We start from the raw sequence: 20,215 nt of genomic DNA, 5'->3' as shown, positions 1-20,215 counted from the left end.
TGGTTTCAGGACTTTTAGAAACTTTAGGAAACGGGTATTCCTTATGAACATATAAAAAAATAGGCAACCGAGGTTACCTATTATCTTTGAGATTTTAAATCCCACACGATTTGACAAAGAGCCGTTTTATTATTGTCTCAAAACCCTAATTTTGCTATACTTTAAGTAATATATAGGAAAGAAGAGGGCGAGCATGAAGGGCTGGCAGAAAATCTTATTTATTGTTTTAGCAGTCTTTTTTGTGCTGGTCATTGGGACGGCGGGCGTGCTCGGGCGAAACATCCTCTACAAGGACTATCCAAGCCTGAGCGAGCTCTCACAAAAAGAGGTCGTTGAGCGGACCAACATTGCTCCTGAGGACAATCTTTTTATCAAAAAGCTCAAGAACAATGCCCTTGACGACTATCTCTCTGTCGCTTCGACCAGCTTTGCTAAAGATTTGCCTACAAATGAGAAACTCATCAATCAAATCGAAGATGGAAGCCTGCCCACAGACAAGTACACAGCATCCCTGCCCAGCCTGAAAAAGGCCATGAAGGCGACAGATGACGATATGGACATGCTCCAGACCGACTATGACAATGCCAGACTAGTCACGGTGACTAAGACGGTCACAGATGCCCTAGCGCTTCTAACGACCAAGAGCTTGGAGCAGTTCATGCAACAAGTCAATAGCCTGGCTGACCTCTCAAAGACCTCAGCCGAGAGCCTCGCCACAGCTGACAATGAGACCACAGCCAGCAACCTTCAGACGGCTATCGAGACCTTGGGCACGGCCAATGACAACATCAGCAACTTTAATCAGTTCATCACAGCCAGCAAGAACTACGACCAGCTGACTACAGCCAGCTACCAGGCCAGCTTTAGTCAGACCGGTAGCCTGATCCAGGAATTTAATCCTGTGATGACGAAATTGTCGAACTATTTGACGATGAAAGAAAGCATTAACCAGAAGACCAAGGAAATCCAGGCCCTCAAAGCCAAGGTGGACAAATCTAAGGCCCTCACTGAAGGCAGTGTGCCCCTCGATAACTTCCAGGGTATGACCATGGCCCAGGTCAAGGCAAAGATGCAGGGACTGGCCTACAAGGTCAAGCTGGCTGACGATCAGGAGGATGGTGACAAGGCCATTGTGACCCGGCAAGAGCCAGCCCTTGAGAACTATCAGCGGATTGTCAAAGGCAAGACCGTCACCCTCTACACAGCTACGAAGACTAAGCCGACAGCAAGTTCATCGGCCGATAAGTCAGATGACAAGAAAGACCAGACGCCAGAAAGCAGTGGCACTACACCATCTTCAAGCACGACTCAAAAGCCTTGACGGCCTTAAAGATAAATTGGAATGACATCTCATGAAAAATATCATTAAAAAGCTCCTAGCAATCCTGCTTTTGATTGTCTTGGGGCTGACGGCTGTGGCCTTTACGGCAGGTGTCGTCCTCCTTCACAAGGATGCCCATAATGCCCGGACCATCGAGCTACAAAACTCGAGCAGTCCTCTGGCCCAGTCCTTTACCATCACAGACCAGAACGGGGCAGTCATCCAGGGCTCTAGCTCGGTCTATAAGTATGTCCCTGCCGTCGTTTCTGGCAATGAACAAAATGTACCCGACCTTTATATCAAGGCTCTACTAGCCGTTGAGGATAGTAGCTTTTATAGCCGTAAGACCAAGGGCTATTCGATTAAGGGGATTTTGAACGCCTTTGCCTCAGAACTCCTGGCTCGACTCCATCTGGGCTCAGAGGCCCGGGGAGGCTCGACCATTGACCAACAGCTGGCAAAAAACCTGGCCCTAGGTGGCTACAAATCAGACAAGACCCTCTCCCGGAAGTTGACCGAGCTAATGGATGCCCACTCGATTGCTAATCGCTATTCGAGAAATGATATCCTGGCGGCCTATCTGAACACACTCCGCCTGACGCCTGATACGATTGGTGTCAATGCTGCTTGGTACAATCTCTTTGGCAAGCCAGCGGATAAGCCAAAAGACAAGGGCCTTTACCTGGCTCAGATTGCCTTTATGGCCGGGCTTGGTCAGGCTCCATCGACCTATACCCAGCAGTTTGATGCAGCAGGTAAGAAGCGGGCAACGACGGTCCTTGGCGTGATGAAGGAAGAGAATATTATCTCTTCTAGCGACTATGATATGGCCATCAAGGCAGTCAAGAGCGAGCTCAAGATTAACCTGGGTTCCTCTCAAGGCGTCCCTAAGGCCTACCAGGCCTACATTGCCCAGGTCCAAAATGAGGTCGCCAGCATGGCCCTGCCAAAGAATGCGACCATCGAAATCAAGACCTATGCGACGAAGAGCCAGCTCGACTATCTCCAGACAGTCGCTGATCACCAGGCGGCCAGCATGACGGAAAATCTCCCTCGCGCTGAGCTCCCTAAAGGCATCCTGACGGCCATCTCTGTCGTTGACACCAAGACCGGCCATATCTTAGGTCTCAACACCAACTCTGACAATCCCCTCCTGCCAATTTCAGCGGTCCGATCTTCAGGCTCGACCATCAAGCCCCTGCTTGACTATGCACCAGCTCTGGAATATGGCTATATCAATGCCAATAGCACGCTGAACGGTAACGCTAGCAGTTACTCTGACGGCACGCCACTGGCTAACTATGGTGGCAATAACTACGGGCCGGTCTCTGTGGCCTTTGCCCTCGGGGATTCCCTGAACTCAGCAGCTTTGCAGACCTTCCAGATGACCTCGACAGAGCAGAAGAACAGCATCATGAAGCCACTGGGGATTGCTTCAGCTGGTTATGATGAAGCTCAGGCCATCGGCTACAATATTTCCACACTGCAGGAGGCTTCGGCCTATTCAGCCATCGGGAACGACGGCTTGAGGGTCACGCCGACAGCGATTGCTTCCATCAAGGTCAACGGCCAAGACCTCCCTCTCCCTGAGAGCGAGAGCCAGCGGGCCATGAGCTCAAGCACTGCCCAGACATTGGTCAATCTCATGCAAAATGTGACCCAGTCCAACGGCTCTGAGCCCTATGCGGCACAGCCCCAGTGGCCAGGAGCCTTTGCGACTAAGTCAGGTCTGTCGAATTTCCCAGAGTCAGCGACGGAGCCGGCCAGAAGCCAGGGGGCACCTGATGCCTGGATGGCGGCCACCTCAAGCGGGGTCTCAACTTCAGTCTGGGCTGGCTCGCCTGACATGAGTGGGAAGTACTATATTCCAGCCGCTCCGATAGATGTCGAAAATAACGTCCGGGTCTACCTGCTCAATAACACGATCCGCTATATGAATCAGGGCAGGGACATGTCCCCCTTCACTTATACAGGCCAGCGACTGGCCGCATCGAACGCAGTTCCACAGATTCCAGATGTGACCCAGCCAGCAAATTCGGCTGATATCAAGGCCGTCCAAGGGCTGAATCCTAAGGCTCCGAAGCTTTCAGATGATTTGCAGAATTACTATAATCAGCACAGCCAGGACCAGTTGCTGGATCCGGCTAAGGTTTATGGGGCGAATTAGCGAATTAGTAGGACAAGAAGGATATGAATAATCAAAATTAAAATTTTGATTGAGTGCAGTGGAGAAAATTTTGAAAGCACTATGAAAAAGACAAAAGGCGAGACCGAAAGGGCTCGCCTTTTAGCAATGAAAGCCTAGTGGTAAAGCCAGGAAGATGGACTCAGAATGTGTTTCAGAATTTCTGGAAGGAAAGGGACTCCTTAGACCGCTTAGCTCTCTTTTTTGGACCATACCACTTTGTGATATAATAGTATATATTCTTATACCTGGAGAAATCAAAGATGACGGCTAAGAGCCTGCCCAATTATATTAAGATTCATGATGCCCTAAAAGAAGAAATCGAGGAGTCGGTCTGGAAGATTGGCGAACGCCTGCCGAGTGAGCGGGACCTAGCGGATCGTTTTGAGGTCTCTCGGATGACAGCTCGTCAGGCCATCACGGCACTGGTAGAAGAGGGGATCCTTGATCGCCGAGTGGGCTCTGGTACCTATGTCGCCAGTCGTCGGGTGCGGGAGAAGATGCGGGGGACGACCTCTTTCACGGAAATCATCACGGCCCAGGGCAAGAAGCCCTCGAGCAAGGTCCTGAGCTATTCTAAGACTTTACCTAATGAAGTAGAGGCTGAAAAGCTGGGCCTGTCCAAGCAGGACAGTATCATCCGGATGGAGCGGGTCCGCTTTGCAGACCAGCTGCCTATCTGCTTTGAGGTGGCCAGTATTCCCTTTGACTTGGTCAAGGATTTTGATAAAAAGGGGATTACCAGCAATTTCTTCAAGACCATGCAGGAACACGGCCTAGAGATTGGCCACAGCGAGCAGGTCATCTCGGCCAAAAAGGTCAGCCGGGAGATTTCAAGCCAGCTGGACATGAAGGCGGGCGAGGCCATCCTTGCCCTGACGCAGGTGTCATATCTGACTGACGGCCGGGCCTTTGAGTACGTGCTTTCCCAGTATGCGGCTGAACGCTTTGAATTTTATTTGGAACGTTAAAAGGACTCGTGAGCGAGTCCTTTTTTCATTCTACAAAGTCACAGTAAATGTCGTCCCCTTATCCAAAACAGAAACTAAATCAATCTGACCACCCAGCTCCTGCACATTTTTCTGGACAATAGCAAGTCCAAGGCCCGTGCCTTCAGTCTTGCCACGGCTTTGGTCGGTCCGGTAGAAGCGGTCAAATATCCGGCTCTTTTGGAGCTCGGTCAGGCCTGGGCCGTTGTCAGCGACGGTGAAGACGGGACGTCCCGCCTCCTTGTGAAGGCCAACATAGATTTTCCCGCCAGCCTGAGTATAGTTGATGGCGTTTGAGATGAGATTGGTCAGGATAGAGTCCAGCATCATCGGATTGCTCTGGCCTTTCAGAACTTCAATCTGGCTGTTCAATGTCAGATTTTTAGCCTGGATTTGTGGCTTGAAGCGGTTGAGGATGGTCTGGACAAATTCATCCATCTCCAGCTTTTCCTTCTTGACCTTGCGGTTTTGCTTGGTCAACTGTAAAATATCCTGGACCAGGTCGGTCAGCCGGCTGGCCTCAGTCTTGATAATCTTGGTAAATTCCTGTTTTTCTTCAGGATTGGCCGTATCAGAGTCGATGATTTCAGCAAAGCCTTTGATAGAAGTCAATGGGGTCTTGAGCTCATGGCTGATGTCGGCAACGAAGTCATTGTGGGCATCGACCATCTGCCGGTAACGGGTGACGTCGAGCATGGTCACGAGGAAGCGACTTTCCAATTCTGGAAGTGGCGTGATCCGAATCTGATAGTGGGCATTGATGTCTTCAAAGTAGAAGACCTTCTCTTGCATGGTCGGGTGGAGCATCTTGTCGACCAGGAAGCTTAAAAATTCAGAATAAGGACTGAAGATATCCAGATTTTCAGAATCTGAGAATTCATTTTGGAAGGCAGCATTAGACCGCTTGATGATCCCCTTGGCACTATAGATAAAGATAGGAAATTGGAAGAATTCAATGAATTCATAAAGATTTTCCTTTTTCTCAGCATGAGAGAGGGCCTGGGCCTGGATGCTTTCGCCGAGCTTATTCAAGGCAATGGTAATCTTGTCATCATTTTCACTGATCAGATAAGACTGGGTCAGCGGGCTCCGTTCGATGTTTTTAATCTTGGCGACCGTCTCTTCTGTATAAAGGTTTCTCCGACGGACGACTACCAGATAGTAGAAGGCAAAGGCAGCATAGACGGCGACTGCGAAGAAGAGGATGATGGCAATGATAAAGTTGACCGGTGTCCTCGTGTCAGATGACTGGATGTACTTTGTGATTTGAGCATTGTCATAGATGGGACTCGTGATGGTAATCCGACCTGAGCTCAGCTGCTGGGCGTAGTTGGCCCCGTCTCGAATCTTGCGGGTCTCGCTGGTATTGCTATCGCCAGGCAGGATTTTGACGTTTGGTGGCAGAGGGGCATCAGGATAATCGCTGATCAGATGCTTGACATTGCTGATGTTTGTGATGACGCGATTGGTATCAGAGCCTGTGATAGAGCTACAGAGCAGGCTGATGACCAGGATACAGGCCAGAATATAGCCGACCGTGATGAGGATGGCATTCCTCAATTTCATTTTTTTCATGATTTAATCCTATGAGTTGGCAGGGTCGAAATAGTAACCAAAGCCACGTTTGGTCTTGATGTATTGATTGTCGAGCTTCTTGCGAATTTTGCTGACGAGGACGTCGATAGTCCGGGTCTCCGTCGGCGTATCCACACCCCAGAAGTGCTGAATCAGGCCTTCCCGTGAAATGACCTCTCCCTCGTGGTCAATCAGCATTTCTAGAATCTCAAATTCACGTTTGGTCAGGTCAAGGCGGTGTTCATCCAAGCGGATGACCTTTTTATCATAGTTGATATGGAGACGACCAAAGTCCTGCTGGGCCTTGCTTGTTTTTTCATCTGGCATGTCAGAGCCAGACTGCTGGTCATATTGCTGGTGACGGCGGATGAGGCCTTTGGCCCGGGCGATGATTTCCTTCATGGGCGTGGTCTTATCCAGATAGTCGTCAGAGCCGGATTCCAGTCCCTTGAGCTTCATCTGGTCGTCTTCTCTGGCTGTGAGAATCAAGATTGGCGTATAAATCCCTTTTTTACGCAATTTCTTTGTGATTTCAATCCCGTCATAACTTGGCATCATCAGATCCAATAGGATCAGGTCATAAGGATTTTTCAAGGCCATGTCCAAAGCTTCCTGGCCATCATTTGCAGTCGTAACCTCGAAGTCTTTTTCCTGCCTAAAATTAAAAGATAGGAGGGTCAAAATCCCACGATCGTCATCTGCGATAAGCATCTTTTTCATACTTTTCATTATAACGGAAAAAAAGAAAAACGACAATTTTTTGTCTTTTTCTTAATGGGCTAGCCAGGAAGTTCGTCATAGCGACTTCTGTTTGCTTGTTCTCGCTTTAGCGAGTTAGCAGCATGGCTTTTTTTCAGGGGCCATTTATGATAAAATAATAAGAGAAATCACGGTCTGTATATAGGAAGAGATGAGGAAGGAGGCAGACTGAATATGCATCTGAATCAAGAAATCATCTGGAGTCTCCAGCTGGTCCTGGCTTCAGCTGTGGCAATGCGATTGGCTTTGAGCGGGGCCACCGCCTCAAAGAAGCGGGCGTGAGGACCCATTTGATTGTTGCCCTCGCTGCCTGCCTAATCATGCTTGTCTCCAAATACGGCTTTTTGGATCTGGCCAGCCAACAGGTCAGTTTTGACCCTTCCCGTGTGGCTGCTCAAATCGTCTCGGGCATTGGATTTCTTGGGGCGGGCATGATTTTTGTCCGTCATAACTTGGTCAATGGCTTGACAACTGCAGCCGGTGTCTGGGCGACAGCAGGCATTGGCATGGCGATTGGTGGCCGGCTCTATCTCCTCGGCATCTTTGCCACGCTGATGATTCTCGTCTTTCAATCCCTCCTTCATCGGAACATGAAATGGCTCCCCAACCAGCTCCAAGAGCAGGTCTTCATGAGCTTTGACGCTGATTTTGATGCCCTGACCTTTATCGAAGAGAGCCTTAAAGCAGAAGAGATGGTCTTGATTAACATTAAAATCAAGCGAGAATTTGACCAACAAAAAATCAGCCTCCAGCTCAAGGCCGGAGGTGATCAGGATTTTTATCAATTTATCAAACGCATGAATCAAGAGCCCAGCCTCAGGCTCCTTGAATACTAGAAAGTCTTATGGAAATCGAAAAAACCAACCGGATGAACTCACTTTTTGAGTTTTATGCGACCTTACTCACAGACAAACAAATGAACTACATCGAGCTCTATTATGCTGATGACTACAGTCTGGCCGAGATTGCGGAGGAATTTGACATTTCCCGCCAGGCCGTCTATGACAATATCAAGCGGACCGAGAAGGTCCTTGAAGGCTATGAGGAGAAGCTCCATCTTTATAGTAATTACATTGTCAGAAATCAGATGATTGATAGGCTCTTGGAGGACTATGCTGGGGACGAAGTCCTGCTGTCCCGCTTGAGAGAGATTCAGAAGATTGATGAAGAGGAGTTTTAGACTGGGACTAGGAATTTCGACAAGCAGTCAGCTTGCCCAAGCCAGCATAAATGTGCTATAATAAGGCTTCACGGGGGCGTTCTGGATTCGACAGGCGTTATCTGCCCATGAACTGCAACTGCTGAGGGATCAGGATAATCATCCGCAGATAAATATAACTGCTAAAAATAACACAAACACTTACGCAGTAGCTGCCTAAACCCCAGCCTGTGTCGCTTGGCTTTGCTCGCAGATGGCAGGGCTCAAGTGCTAACTTTAGTCTGATACGTTAGTCAGCTTGTCCTGACTGGCTAAAAGAGATAAAGGGCATCGCTGGATGTTCTTCTTTGAGACTTTCTTGCTCGTCCAGTAAGATTTAAGGAAGTCCTATGGTTGTAGAGGTTGATGTGTGCAAGACGCTTGGACAGGGGTTCGACTCCCCTCGCCTCCATTAAGTAAGCTAATGATAGATAGCCTATCCAATAAAAACACCTCATAGGGTGTTTTTATAATCGTCAAAAAAATCCCAGCTCATAAGCTAGGATTTTTTTGATAAAGTCCATTCTCTTTAATGTACTCAAGCACAGCTTCAGGAACTAAATAAGCCGGCTCAATCCCCTGCTCAATCATCTCCCGGATATCAGAACTAGAAAGGTTAGAAGTCGGCAACTCCAGCCAGGTCACAGGATACTTTGACTCGACCTGCTCATCCCCCCGCTGGATGGCGATGAAGCTGACCAGCTCGATAAGCTCGTCGATCCTGTGCCACTTAGGCAGGTAGTCAACCATGTCACCGCCAATGATGAAGAAGTAGTCATTATCAGGATGCTTAGCCTTGAGCTCTAGCATGGTGTCGTAGCTATAGGACTTACCGCCCCGCTTGATTTCGCAGTCTTCGATGGCGAGTCTGGCATTAGCTGAGATGGCGAGTTCAAGCATCTGCAGGCGATGTTCTGCAGGGATGGTCGTCTTTTCATCGACATGTGGAGGAAGAAATTCCGGCATGAGATAGACCTTGTCCAGCTTCATCCTTTGAGCGACCTGGTCGGCGATCATCAGGTGGATATTATGGATGGGGTTGAAATTACCGCCGAGGATTCCGATTCTTTTTTTCATGCCTTTATTATACTATGATTTTCAGCATATTTCTCATAAAATTGTGATATTGAAAAGGAATTTTATCATATTTTTATCATATTGACATTTTGGTATTGATTAAATTTAATCTATATATTATAATTGGGTCATATCAATTCAGGATAGGCTGGGAGATTATAGATCGTACAGATCTTATAGATCTTGTGTAGGAAGCAAGGTCTTGCCTTAACTGGAGTTTTATGAGGAGGTTTTTTTTGCTGCACAAAAATATGAACCTTTGATAAGAAATTTTGAGAGGTTTTTTCTGTTGTCTTCCTACAGAGGGTAAAACAGAGCTTTTACACCCATCACCTCAGGAAAAATCAAGCTTTCCATACATATATGAAAGCTCTCTATATACGAGATTTTTTAGCAAGGATTTTATTTATTTGGATGTATATTTCTTAATATATGTCAATAGTCATTCAAATGATTGACATCTCAGTCAACAGTTCTAGGGAAACTGGAGTTGTCAGTAATGATTTGGAGTTTTTAAGGGAAGGAAGATTTTAATGCAAAAAAAAGGCAAATTGCAGTCGGATCCGAAGTTGCATTATCGGATGTACAAGGCGAAGAAACGCTGGATGTACGCGGCAATCGGAACGGTCTCAGCTCTGGTCGGCGGAAGCATGGTCGAGCAGGCCGTCATCGTTGAGGCAGCAGATGCAAACACAAATGGGACAGCTAGCGGGACGACCATCCCCTCAGGCCAGTCCCTGCAAACGAGAGACGTCCTCAATTCGACGCTGGTACCAGGCCAAGCTTCTGATACCGCTAATTACACCTTTAACAGTTCTGTTTTGAAAAACAAAACGCTTTGGGATTTGGTGGGATCAGGGACAAAACCAGCCATTTGGGCGGATACTGGAACCAATACACCAAACCTGCAGTCGACTAACTACAAGATGAGCTTTGTCAATGATAACTCAAATACTGCGGGTGCCGCTGTATTTGGTGCGAACTTTGACATGACACATCCTATCAGCTTTACTGGGATAACGAATTATAAGACGATTTCAGCTAATAATGACGGTGATAGCTTCGGTCTGATTTTAACACCAGATGTGACTAAAATCGGTACTGGAGGGACAGGGAGTCAGTACGGAATTGGTAATCTAAAGAGCTCACTTTTCATCGGACGAGATGTACATAAAAATAATACAACAGACACTAATCTAACAGGCAACCCTTACGGTACCTTTCCAGACTGGTATGATGCAACAAACCCATATGTTGTTATCCGTGGGACTGACCCAAGCGGAAATCTTGGTTCAGGAACATCAGGGACATTTGATGGAGCAAATGTACTTAAAAACTATGGAATCTACCAAGCTGCTGTTCAAGCTTCACTGTCTACAACTGAAAATATCAGCTTTTCATGGACACCAACCGCTGTCAACAATGATGGTACGGTAACAGGGACAATCTCTTACACTGCAGGTAGCACCACTGTCACAGCGAGTGAAAAGTTAAATGCTAGTATGGCCCTTGGTATTGCTGGTTCTGCTGGTAAAGTATATAACACTTTTTCTATCGACTTTGGACAAGCGACCCTGGCTGGTACTTCGACCACCAATACCCAGACCATCAAGTATGTGACAGGCTCAAACAAGACCCTCTCGCCATCAACCATTAAGGCTGCCCAAGGTTCGACCATCGGCCTGATGGCTCAAGGTGAGAGCAATCCTGCAGGCGTAGACTATTCGTTTACAGTGCCTACATTGCCAGGTTATACCATCACAAGTGTGACCAATCCTGTCCTCTTCAACAATGAAGCCCTGCCTGACGGTGTCGTCACCTACACGCCAAACACGCAGACCTCAAACTGGACCTATGCCTATGATGCCAATACACCAGGGGCTAATGGCAATCCTGGAACGGCTAGTCCATTGCCAAGTCGCTCATCCGTCACAGGGGGGAGCGACACGACACTGACGGGTCCAACGATTGCCAATACACCAGCAGGCTATGAATATGCAGGTATCAAGGCACCTAACGGAAGCATCTATAATTCAGGTCTCGGCGAATCCCAAGACCAGGCAGACGCTATCAAGAGCAATAACAGCGGGAATTACTCCATCACATCAAATACCAGTAATCCAGACAGCTGGACAGCCTCAACCAATGACTTCCAGGTCATCTTTAAGGCCTCTCCTGCGACCGTCAACACTAGCGTGACAGGCCTCGATGGTACAAATACTCCAAAGACCTACACTGGTCTCCAGGGTGGTAACCTGACCACTGACAACTGGGACAATCAAATCACAGACAGCAAGGGTGGCCTCTGGAACTCTGTCGTGACTGTCACAAAGCCTGACGGTACCACTACGACCTACGGTAGCAATCTGTCTGCCTCTGGCATAACCAACTACAACGGTAACTATGTGGCCGGCACGACAACGGTCACGGTCACTTATGTCCGTGATACTGCCAGCTCACTGTCGATGTCAACAAGTCTGAGTACTTCAAACTCTATCTCAAGCTCACTGTCTGCCTCAAACTCAGCCAGCAAGAGTCTGTCATTTGAGATTTCGACTTCGATGAGTAATTCAACCAGCATCTCCTTGTCAGCGTCAAGCTCAGACTCGCTCTCACTGTCGATGACTGCCAGTGAATCTAGCTCAAGTTCACTCAGCCTGAGCACATCTAGCAGTGATGAACATTCACTAAGTAGCTCGCTGTCGTCATCCATCAGCGGTTCTATCTCGATGGATAACAGTAAATCAAACTCAGCCAGCAAGAGCCAGAGCATCCAGGACTCACGAAGCAACTCAGCTTCATTGAGCACATCAAGCTCAAACTCTAGCTCGCTTTCGATTGTGGTCAGCAAGTCAAACTCAACGTCGACGTCAAATTCTTCATCGAGCTCGATTTCTGCGAGTCTGTCGAAATCAGCCAGTAGAAGTGGCAGTATCAGTCTGAGTAAGAGTACTTCTGACTCAAACTCGATTTTTGATTCACAAAGCAAGAGCACATCGATCAGCATCAGCCGTTCAAACAGCTCAAGCGACTCTATCTCTGTTTCAAGCAGCCTCTCAGCCAGCCTCTCTGACAATCCAAGCGACACGGGCTCAGCATCGGCAAGCCGTTCTAAGTCTGAATCGGCTTCAGCCTCAAATTCTGCCTCAGAGTCAGCCAGCCTGTCGTCAAGTGAGAGCACATCGACCTCAGCCTCTAAATCCGGCTCAGCATCGACCTCTGTCAGCCAGAGCCTTTCAGAAGACAAGAGCACTTCAAGCAGTCTGTCGACTTCAACCTCAAATTCAGAGGCCAACCGTGATTCTCGCTCGCTTTCTATCAGCAAGTCACAAAGTGAGAGCTCATCGACCTCAGCCTCTAAGTCTGTATCATTTAGCAGTTCTCAGAGCACATCAGAGTCTAAGTCTATCTCGGATCAAAATTCTGTCTCAAACAGCCTGAGTCAATCACTGAGTAGCTCAGTCTCGACCTCGATTTCACTGAGTCAATCAGCAAGTCTCTCTAGCTCAAACAGCCAGAGCAACAATGTCTCAAAGAGCCAGTCAGCCAGCCAATCGGCATCAAGCTCGCTCTCTAAATCAGCCTCATTGAGCGGTTCAGCATCAAGCTCAGTATCAGCCAGCCTGTCAAATAACAACAGTAGCTCGCTCTCAGCCAGCATCTCGACCTCGACCAGCGTTTCCAACCGGCCGAGCATGAACCCAAGCGAGAGCACATCAGACTCGAACTCAACCAGCTCAAGCCTGTCAAGCTCACTCTCTGAGAGCAACTCGGTCAGCAAGTCAGCCAGCAACAGCCAGTCAGGCCAGGAGTCAGCCTCTAAGTCTGCCTCAACGTCGACCAGCTCAAGCCTGTCAAGCTCGCTGTCAGCCTCATACTCGGCTTCATTGTCACTGAGCAAGAGCCAGTCCAACCAGGAGAGCTCAAGCACATCGCTGTCTAGGTCAGACTCGAGCTCAGTATCAACTTCACTCAGCCTGAGCAATTCACTGAGCGCTTCAAAGAGTGAGAGCATTAGCAATTCGACCAGCGGATCTAGCTCAGTATCCAGCTCGCTTTCAAGCAGTCTCTCATCCAGTCTGAGTGAAAGTAGCTCTGTTTCTAAGTCTATCTCTGATTCGGCTTCAAATAGCAGTTCTCGCTCAGTCAGTGCTTCAAACTCTGATAACAACTCAAGGTCAAATGTAGACAGTGAAAGTTTATCCGCTTCACTTTCTATGAGTAATTCACAGTCTAATCAGGAAAGCTCAAGTATTTCTGCCAGCCTGTCAGACTCGACTTCTGTGTCAAATTCAGTGTCGACCTCAATCAGTACATCGATTTCAAAATCACTGTCCAACAACGACTCTAGCAGCCAGTCGACTTCATCATCTATCTCGACCAGCCAGTCACTGAGCTCGTCATTGTCATCATCAATGTCGACATCGATTGTGGGCAGTGAGTCCTTGAGTACATCGATCTCCTTCTCTGTGTCCGCTTCGATTTCAAACAGTGAGTCAAGCAGTACATCAAGGTCGCTATCGGATTCGAGAAGTGAGTCGGAGAGCACCTCGTCAAGTAACTCGACCTCGATTTCTGATAGTCGGTCGGAGAGCACATCGACCTCACTTTCAGATAGTAGTTCAAATTCGGCTTCATTGAGCGCTTCGAGCTCGATTTCGACGAGTCAGTCCTTGAGTACTTCAATGTCTTCGTCTGTGTCTGGTTCGCTCTCTAATAGTGAGTCGCTGAGTTCATCACTGTCGTCATCAGTGTCAGCCTCCATCTCTGCTAGTGAGTCAATGAGTAGGTCAGGTTCGATTTCTGCTTCGAGAAGTGAGTCGGATAGTGCTTCGTCAAGTACTTCAACGTCGCTTTCTTTGAGTAAGTCTATCAGTAGCTCTAAATCAGATTCTGATTCAGCAAGTGCTTCGATTTCATTGTCAGACAGCCGTTCTCAGAGTACTTCAACATCGTTATCAGATAGTAGCTCCAACTCAGCATCACTGAGTGTATCTAGCTCTATCTCTAACAGCGAGTCGTTGAGCTCATCACTTTCTTCATCAGTTTCAGCATCAATCTCTGGCAGTGAGTCAATGAGTACGTCAGGTTCACTTTCAGCTTCAAGAAGTGAGTCTGAAAGCACTTCGTCAAGTACTTCAACGTCGCTTTCTTTGAGTAAGTCTATCAGCACCTCAAAATCAGATTCTGAATCTGCAAGTACCTCAATTTCATTATCAGAAAGCCGTTCTCAGAGTACTTCTAAGTCTATCTCAGACAGCAGTTCAAACTCAGCTTCTATGAGCGAGTCAAGCTCAATCTCGAATAGTCAATCATTGAGCTTATCACTGTCATCTTCAGTATCAGCTTCAATCTCAGGTAGTGAATCGCTGAGCACCTCAGGTTCACTTTCAGCCTCAAGAAGTGAGTCTGAAAGCACTTCGTCAAGTACTTCAACGTCACTTTCTTTGAGTAAGTCAATCAGTACATCGAAATCAGATTCTGAATCTGCAAGTACCTCAATTTCAGTATCAGAAAGCCGGTCTCAAAGCACATCGACATCGCTTTCAGACAGTAGCTCCAACTCAGCTTCACTGAGTGTATCAAGCTCAATCTCGAACAGCAAGTCAATGAGCAATTCAAGCTCAGTCTCAGAAAGTCGCTCAGAAAGCACATCGACCTCACTTTCAGATAGTAGCTCGAACTCTGCCTCATTGAGTGGCTCAGCTTCAGTCTCAACAAGTGAGTCTGATAGTACGTCATCAAGCACGTCGACATCACTGTCGCTGAGTAATTCAATCAGTACATCGAAATCAGATTCTGAATCTGCAAGTACATCGATTTCATTGTCAGAGAGTCGTTCTCAGAGTACTTCCAAGTCGCTCTCAGATAGTAGCTCCAACTCGGCTTCACTAAGTACATCAAGCTCTATCTCTAACAGCCAGTCCTTGAGTTCATCACTGTCATCATCTGTTTCGACCTCAATCTCAAACAGTGAGTCAATGAGCAATTCAAGCTCAGTCTCAGAAAGTCGCTCAGAAAGCACATCGACATCACTTTCAAATAGTAGCTCCAACTCAGCGTCATTGAGTGGCTCAGCTTCAGTCTCAACAAGTGAGTCTTCAAGCACGTCGACCTCAGTATCATTGAGTAAATCTACCAGTACCTCAAAATCAGATTCTGATTCAGCAAGTACATCTATTTCATTGTCAGAGAGTCGCTCTGAAAGCACCTCAAAATCACTTTCGGACAGTAGTTCCCACTCAGCGTCATTGAGCGGTTCGGCTTCAATCTCATCAAGTGAGTCAGTAAGTACCTCAATCTCATTGTCGAACAGCCGTTCAGAAAGTACGTCAACATCGCTTTCAGACAGTAGTTCTAACTCAGCGTCATTGAGCGGATCGGCTTCGATCTCTTCAAGTGAATCTGTAAGTACATCTATCTCATTGTCGAACAGCCGTTCAGAAAGTAAGTCGACCTCGCTTTCAGACAGTAGCTCCAACTCAGCCTCAATGAGCGAGTCCAGCTCAATTTCAAACAGTCAGTCATTGAGCTCATCACTTTCATCATCAATATCAGCCTCAATCTCAGCTAGCGAGTCAATGAGTAGTTCCGGATCACTTTCAGCTTCAAGAAGTGAGTCGGCAAGTACATCTGCAAGTAAGTCGACCTCGCTTTCAGACAGTCGCTCAGAGAGCACGTCGACATCATTGTCAGAAAGCATATCGACCAGCTCATCACTCTCAGACTCAAGAAGTGAATCAGCAAGTACTTCATCAAGCAATTCAACGTCACTCTCAGACAGCCGTTCTGACAGCACCTCAACATCCTTGTCAAACAGTAGCTCAAAGAGTGCTTCCCTCTCTGATTCACGCTCACTTTCTTCAAGTAGGTCGCAAAGTGAGTCATCAAGCACCTCAAGCTCGATTTCAGAATCTCGGAGTGATTCGACAAGTAGCTTGCCAAGCCAGTCTGCTTCTCAGTCAAACAGTAGCTCAAGCTCTCTATCACAGAGTGGCTCAAGCACTGAATCCAATAGTGGCTCTACAAGCGCAGCACCAAACCAACCTGGCAACAGCCCAGGCACAGGCGGAGGTGCAGCAAATAAAAACCTGCTTCCTAACACAGGGCCAGCTTACTACCCTTACGGAGCAGCTCCAGGTGTTCGCTACATCAATAATGGCGATACCAGCAATCAAAATACACTTCCAGACACCGGTACCAAAGAAGGTCTTGGACTTTCTGGACTGGGTCTCGGCCTCATCGCTGCAACAGGTCTCGGTCTCCTGGCTGGGAAGAAGAAGAAGAAGAAGAAGAAGAAAAAGGCCCAAGGGCAGGAAGAAGACTAAGCTTTTCTAAAGCTTTTAGAAAAGCTCCCTCTCAATCTCTCAAAAGCAAGAGAAGAAGTCTGTGGGAATATCCCTTAGGCTTTTTCTTATCCCAGTTCGTGCCAGATTTTTGCTATAATAGACGAGTGAAGCAGTTGCTAAAAAGCCTTCATTTATTATCCTAAGAAATACAAACACGCTAAGATAAATAAAGTAAACCCTAATCAAGGAGACCGTCATGCCTTTGAATCATCCTGACGATAGCTATACCCTACATACCGACCTCTACCAGATCAATATGATGCAGACCTATTGGCAACTTGGCCGGCATGACCGCAAGGCCGTCTTTGAGGTCTTTTTCCGGAGTCTGCCCTTTGAAAACGGCTATGCCATCTTTGCTGGCCTTGAGCGAGTGGTAGACTATCTTAAACATCTGAGATTCTCAGAAAGCGACATCGCCTACTTGAGAGACTTGGACTATCCTGAGGATTTTTTGGCTTATCTTAAAGACTTGAAATTCAGCTGTTCTGTCCGTTCGGTCAAAGAAGGCGAGCTGGTCTTTGCCAATGAACCTCTGATGCAGATTGAAGGGCCACTGGCCCAGTGTCAGCTGGTCGAGACCGCCATTCTCAATATCGTCAACTTCCAGACCCTGATTGCGACCAAGGCCGGACGGATCAAGTCGGTTATCGGCGATGAGCCCCTGCTTGAATTTGGGACACGACGGGCCCAGGAAATGGATGCAGCCATTTGGGGGACCCGTGCTGCCTATATCGGCGGGGCGGATGCGACCAGCAATGTCCGTGCTGCCAAGATTTTCGGCATTCCTGCCAGTGGGACCCACGCCCATGCCCTGGTCCAATCCTACGGCGATGATTACGAGGCCTTCAAGGCCTACGCCAGCACCCACCGGGACTGTGTCTTCCTGGTCGATACATTTGATACGCTAAGAGTGGGCGTGCCTGCGGCCATCCAAGTGGCCAAGGAGATGGGCGACAAGATCAATTTCCAAGGGGTCCGGATTGACTCTGGCGACATGGCCTACATTTCTAAAAAAGTCCGCCAACAGCTGGATGATGCTGGCTTCCCGGATGCGAAAATCTACGCCTCCAACGACCTCGACGAAAACACGATTCTTAGCCTGAAGATGCAGAAGGCTAAAATCGACGTCTGGGGCGTGGGCACCAAGCTCATCACAGCCTATGACCAGCCCGCACTAGGAGCGGTCTACAAGCTCGTCTCAATCGAGTCTAATGACGGCCTCATGCAGGATACAATTAAGCTTTCTAATAATGCAGAAAAAGTCTCAACACCAGGAAAGAAGCAGGTTTGGCGGATCAGCCGGAAGACAGATGGCAAGACCGAGGGCGACTACCTGACCTTTGATGATGAAGACCCAAGACAAGAAGCGTCTCTATACATGTTCCACCCGGTCCATACCTTTATCAATAAGACTGTCGTTGACTTTGAAGCGAAGCCACTCCTCAGCCCGATTTTTGAGGCGGGCAAGCTGGTCTATGACCTGCCCAATATCACAACCATCAAGGCCTTCGCCAAGGAAAAACTCGACGAGCTCTGGGACGAATACAAGCGGGACCTCAATCCCCAGGCCTATCCGGTCGACCTTTCACAGAAGCTCTGGGATCATAAAATGCAACTCATAAACGATGTCCGTAAAAAAGTGGCGAAAGTCAAGACTTATTAGTCTGTCTAATCTGTGAATTTCCCATAAATTTATCATGAAAATGCTCTTTTCAGGGCTTTTTTTCTATATTATAATAGTGCTAAAGCTTAATGTGGGGTATAATAGGACTATGAAAAAACAGATATTGATTGTAGAGGATGAACTCAGCATCTCAGACTACATCGCAAAAGAGCTGTCTTTTGAGGACTTTGATGTCCTCCAGGCCCATGATGGTCTTGAAGCGGTCTCTATCTTTGAAAACGAGCAGAAGAACCTGGACATCGTCCTCCTGGACTGGATGTTGCCAAAATTAGATGGTCTAGAAGTTTTGCGACGAATTAAAAAAATCAATCCCCTGGTCCCGGTCATCTTTGTGACGGCCCGGGATTATGTGGGCGACGCGGTCGCAGGCCTAGACGCCGGGGCAGATGACTATCTGACCAAGCCTTTCGAGATTGAGGAGCTCTTGGCTCGCCTCCGCTTGGCCTTCAGAAAGCAGACCAAGCCACAGACCTTTAAGCTGGGCAATCTTGAGCTGGACAGCCTCTCCCACCGGGTCCTGCTTGACGGCCAAGACGTTTCCCTGACACAGCGTGAGTATAGCCTCCTCCTTTATTTCTTTGAAAATCAAGGCAAGGCTGTCTCTCGTGACGATATTCTTGACGAGGTCTGGGGGATGAGTTTTGCAGGCCGGGTCAATACAGTCGACACCTATGTCCGCTATCTCAGAACTAAGCTCGGCCAGGAGCTGATTGAGACGGTCAGAGGCATGGGTTATAGGTTAAAAGAAGATGAACAATAAAAAGACAAAAGCAAGGACAAGCGAACAACTTATCCGCAGGATCTTCCGGCGGATTGTTTTGTTGATGGCCTTGCTCAATATTATCGCTGTCGTTAGCTATAACATTGTCCTGGTCGGCCAATCAGAGGCCCATGGTCTCATGTCAGCCATGCAACGCTATGACGAAAATGAGCTGGAAAACATGGAGTTTAAGACCCTTGACGGCTTTGATGAACAGACCAATTTTATCCGGATTACCATGCCGGATGGGGATAGGGTTACCAGTCGTGGGACGACGGAATTTTTGAGCAAGGAGAGCTTCCGGATTGGCCAGCTGATGGTCTCTCGGGCCGGTGTCTTTGACTACGTCAAGATGAAAAAAGACGGGACGACCTTTGAGGTCTGGCTGTCTGACGCCGTCCTCATCAGAAATGGCATGGTCATGCTGTCGATTATGATTGGGATTGTCCTTTTGACTTATTTCCTGGGCTTGATTCTCATTCGCCGTTATTCTAAACGCCTCAGCCAGCCGATTACAGAGTTGGCCTCAGCTGTTAAAAATAGCGACATGGACCTGCTGGTTCCTGAAAATCCGACCGAAGTCAGAGACCTGGCGATTAACTTTAACCAGCTGATTCATCGGCTGAACATGAAAATTGACCAGGAGGCCCAGTTTGTCTCCGATGCCTCACATGAGCTGAGAACGCCTGTTACAGCGATTTCTGGCCACGTCAACCTCCTGAAACGCCGTTGGCACGACCATCCAGAGATTGTGGATGAGTCGCTTGATTATCTGGGTGCTGAGGCAGACCGGCTGAAGACCCTGATTGAGGCTCTCTTGAGCCTATCGAGAAATGAGCAGAAGGACCCTAAGAAGGAAGCAGTCAAGTTGAGCGACCTGGTCGAGATGGTCAACCGCCGGCTTTCTAAGGTCCTCAAGCAAGAGCTCTTGATTGAAGGTGAGGAGCCAGGAGCGACCGTCACGACGGATCCCTTGGCCCTCCAGGAGATTTTGACCATCTTCCTTGAAAATGCTGGGCTTTATTCTGCTGATGACGATAAGATTATCTTGAAATATAATGCCAAGGAAATCCAGGTCATTGACCGGGGCGCAGGGATTCCAGATGAAGAGAAGCTCAAGATTTTTGACCGCTTTTACCGGGTCGATAAATCTCGGAGCGAGACTGAAGGCACAGGCCTCGGCCTTGCGATTGCTGAGCAGTATGCCAAGAAAAATGGTCTGAGACTGCTGGTTACCGATAATCCCGAAGGCGGGAGTGTCTTCCATATTTTATTCTAAAGAAAGGCGGGGACGCCTTTTTTAATAAGTCAGAAAACG

12 protein-coding genes and 1 other RNA gene are annotated in these 20,215 nt (G+C 48.0%); 10 read left to right on the top strand and 3 right to left on the bottom strand.

What is annotated here, in order from left to right; genetic code table 11:
* Window positions 1–193: 193 nt before the first annotated feature.
* From NtB2_RS07445 to NtB2_RS07435, 3 genes are all read left to right on the top strand, one after another.
* A complete protein-coding gene (locus NtB2_RS07445) occupies window positions 194–1,321 on the top strand; it encodes a hypothetical protein (RefSeq protein WP_109246323.1) in 1,128 nt (375 codons plus the stop codon).
* A 31-nt stretch (window positions 1,322–1,352) separates the two neighbouring features.
* On the top strand, window positions 1,353–3,488 hold the full coding sequence (locus NtB2_RS07440) for a transglycosylase domain-containing protein (RefSeq protein WP_109246322.1): 2,136 nt from the start codon (window positions 1,353–1,355) through the stop codon (window positions 3,486–3,488).
* 281 nt (window positions 3,489–3,769) lie between these two features.
* A complete protein-coding gene (locus NtB2_RS07435) occupies window positions 3,770–4,477 on the top strand; it encodes a GntR family transcriptional regulator (protein ID WP_109246321.1) in 708 nt (235 codons plus the stop codon).
* A 30-nt stretch (window positions 4,478–4,507) separates the two neighbouring features.
* On the opposite strand, the gene NtB2_RS07430 is transcribed toward NtB2_RS07435, so the two are convergent.
* Window positions 4,508–6,061, bottom strand: coding sequence for a sensor histidine kinase (locus NtB2_RS07430; RefSeq protein WP_109246325.1), 1,554 nt, complete (start codon window positions 6,059–6,061; stop codon window positions 4,508–4,510).
* Between the two features lie 18 nt (window positions 6,062–6,079).
* Window positions 6,080–6,790, bottom strand: a complete 711-nt coding sequence (locus NtB2_RS07425; protein ID WP_109246320.1) for a response regulator transcription factor — start codon at window positions 6,788–6,790, stop codon at window positions 6,080–6,082.
* A 317-nt stretch (window positions 6,791–7,107) separates the two neighbouring features.
* Here NtB2_RS07425 and NtB2_RS07420 point away from each other — a divergent pair, with 317 nt between their 5' ends.
* The 3 genes from NtB2_RS07420 to ssrA all read left to right on the top strand — a co-directional run bounded on the left by NtB2_RS07420 (window position 7,108) and on the right by ssrA (window position 8,442).
* Window positions 7,108–7,665, top strand: a complete 558-nt coding sequence (locus NtB2_RS07420) for an MgtC/SapB family protein (RefSeq protein ID WP_263970118.1) — start codon at window positions 7,108–7,110, stop codon at window positions 7,663–7,665.
* Between the two features lie 8 nt (window positions 7,666–7,673).
* Window positions 7,674–8,009, top strand: coding sequence for a putative DNA-binding protein (locus tag NtB2_RS07415; protein WP_109246318.1), 336 nt, complete (start codon window positions 7,674–7,676; stop codon window positions 8,007–8,009).
* Between the two features lie 72 nt (window positions 8,010–8,081).
* Window positions 8,082–8,442, top strand: a transfer-messenger RNA (tmRNA) gene (gene ssrA / locus NtB2_RS07410).
* 77 nt (window positions 8,443–8,519) lie between these two features.
* Here the strand turns inward: ssrA and NtB2_RS07405 are convergent.
* Entirely contained in the window at window positions 8,520–9,104 is a 585-nt protein-coding gene (locus tag NtB2_RS07405) for a nicotinate-nucleotide adenylyltransferase (RefSeq protein ID WP_109246317.1), read from the bottom strand.
* A gap of 533 nt (window positions 9,105–9,637) precedes the next feature.
* Between NtB2_RS07405 and NtB2_RS08655 the strand changes: the two genes are divergently transcribed.
* From NtB2_RS08655 to NtB2_RS07335, 4 genes are all read left to right on the top strand, one after another.
* A complete protein-coding gene (locus NtB2_RS08655) occupies window positions 9,638–16,432 on the top strand; it encodes a KxYKxGKxW signal peptide domain-containing protein (RefSeq protein ID WP_165814980.1) in 6,795 nt (2,264 codons plus the stop codon).
* Between the two features lie 217 nt (window positions 16,433–16,649).
* The gene (locus NtB2_RS07345; RefSeq protein ID WP_109246306.1) at window positions 16,650–18,116 is read left to right on the top strand and encodes a nicotinate phosphoribosyltransferase; all 1,467 of its coding nucleotides are present in this window, start codon (window positions 16,650–16,652) and stop codon (window positions 18,114–18,116) included.
* Window positions 18,117–18,225: 109 nt separating this feature from the next.
* Window positions 18,226–18,897 carry a response regulator transcription factor gene (locus NtB2_RS07340; protein WP_109246305.1) on the top strand — a complete coding sequence of 224 codons (672 nt, stop codon included), beginning with the start codon at window positions 18,226–18,228 and terminating at the stop codon, window positions 18,895–18,897.
* Window positions 18,887–20,176 carry a sensor histidine kinase gene (locus NtB2_RS07335; protein ID WP_109246304.1) on the top strand — a complete coding sequence of 430 codons (1,290 nt, stop codon included), beginning with the start codon at window positions 18,887–18,889 and terminating at the stop codon, window positions 20,174–20,176. The genes NtB2_RS07340 and NtB2_RS07335 overlap by 11 nt, the downstream gene beginning before the upstream one ends.
* Window positions 20,177–20,215: the final 39 nt, after the last annotated feature.

Source organism: Lactococcus termiticola, assembly GCF_003116835.1.
GTDB classification, from domain to species: domain Bacteria; phylum Bacillota; class Bacilli; order Lactobacillales; family Streptococcaceae; genus Lactococcus; species Lactococcus termiticola.
Note: the sequence above shows the minus strand (reverse complement) of the source record. Positions and strands in the feature narration are given on the sequence as shown.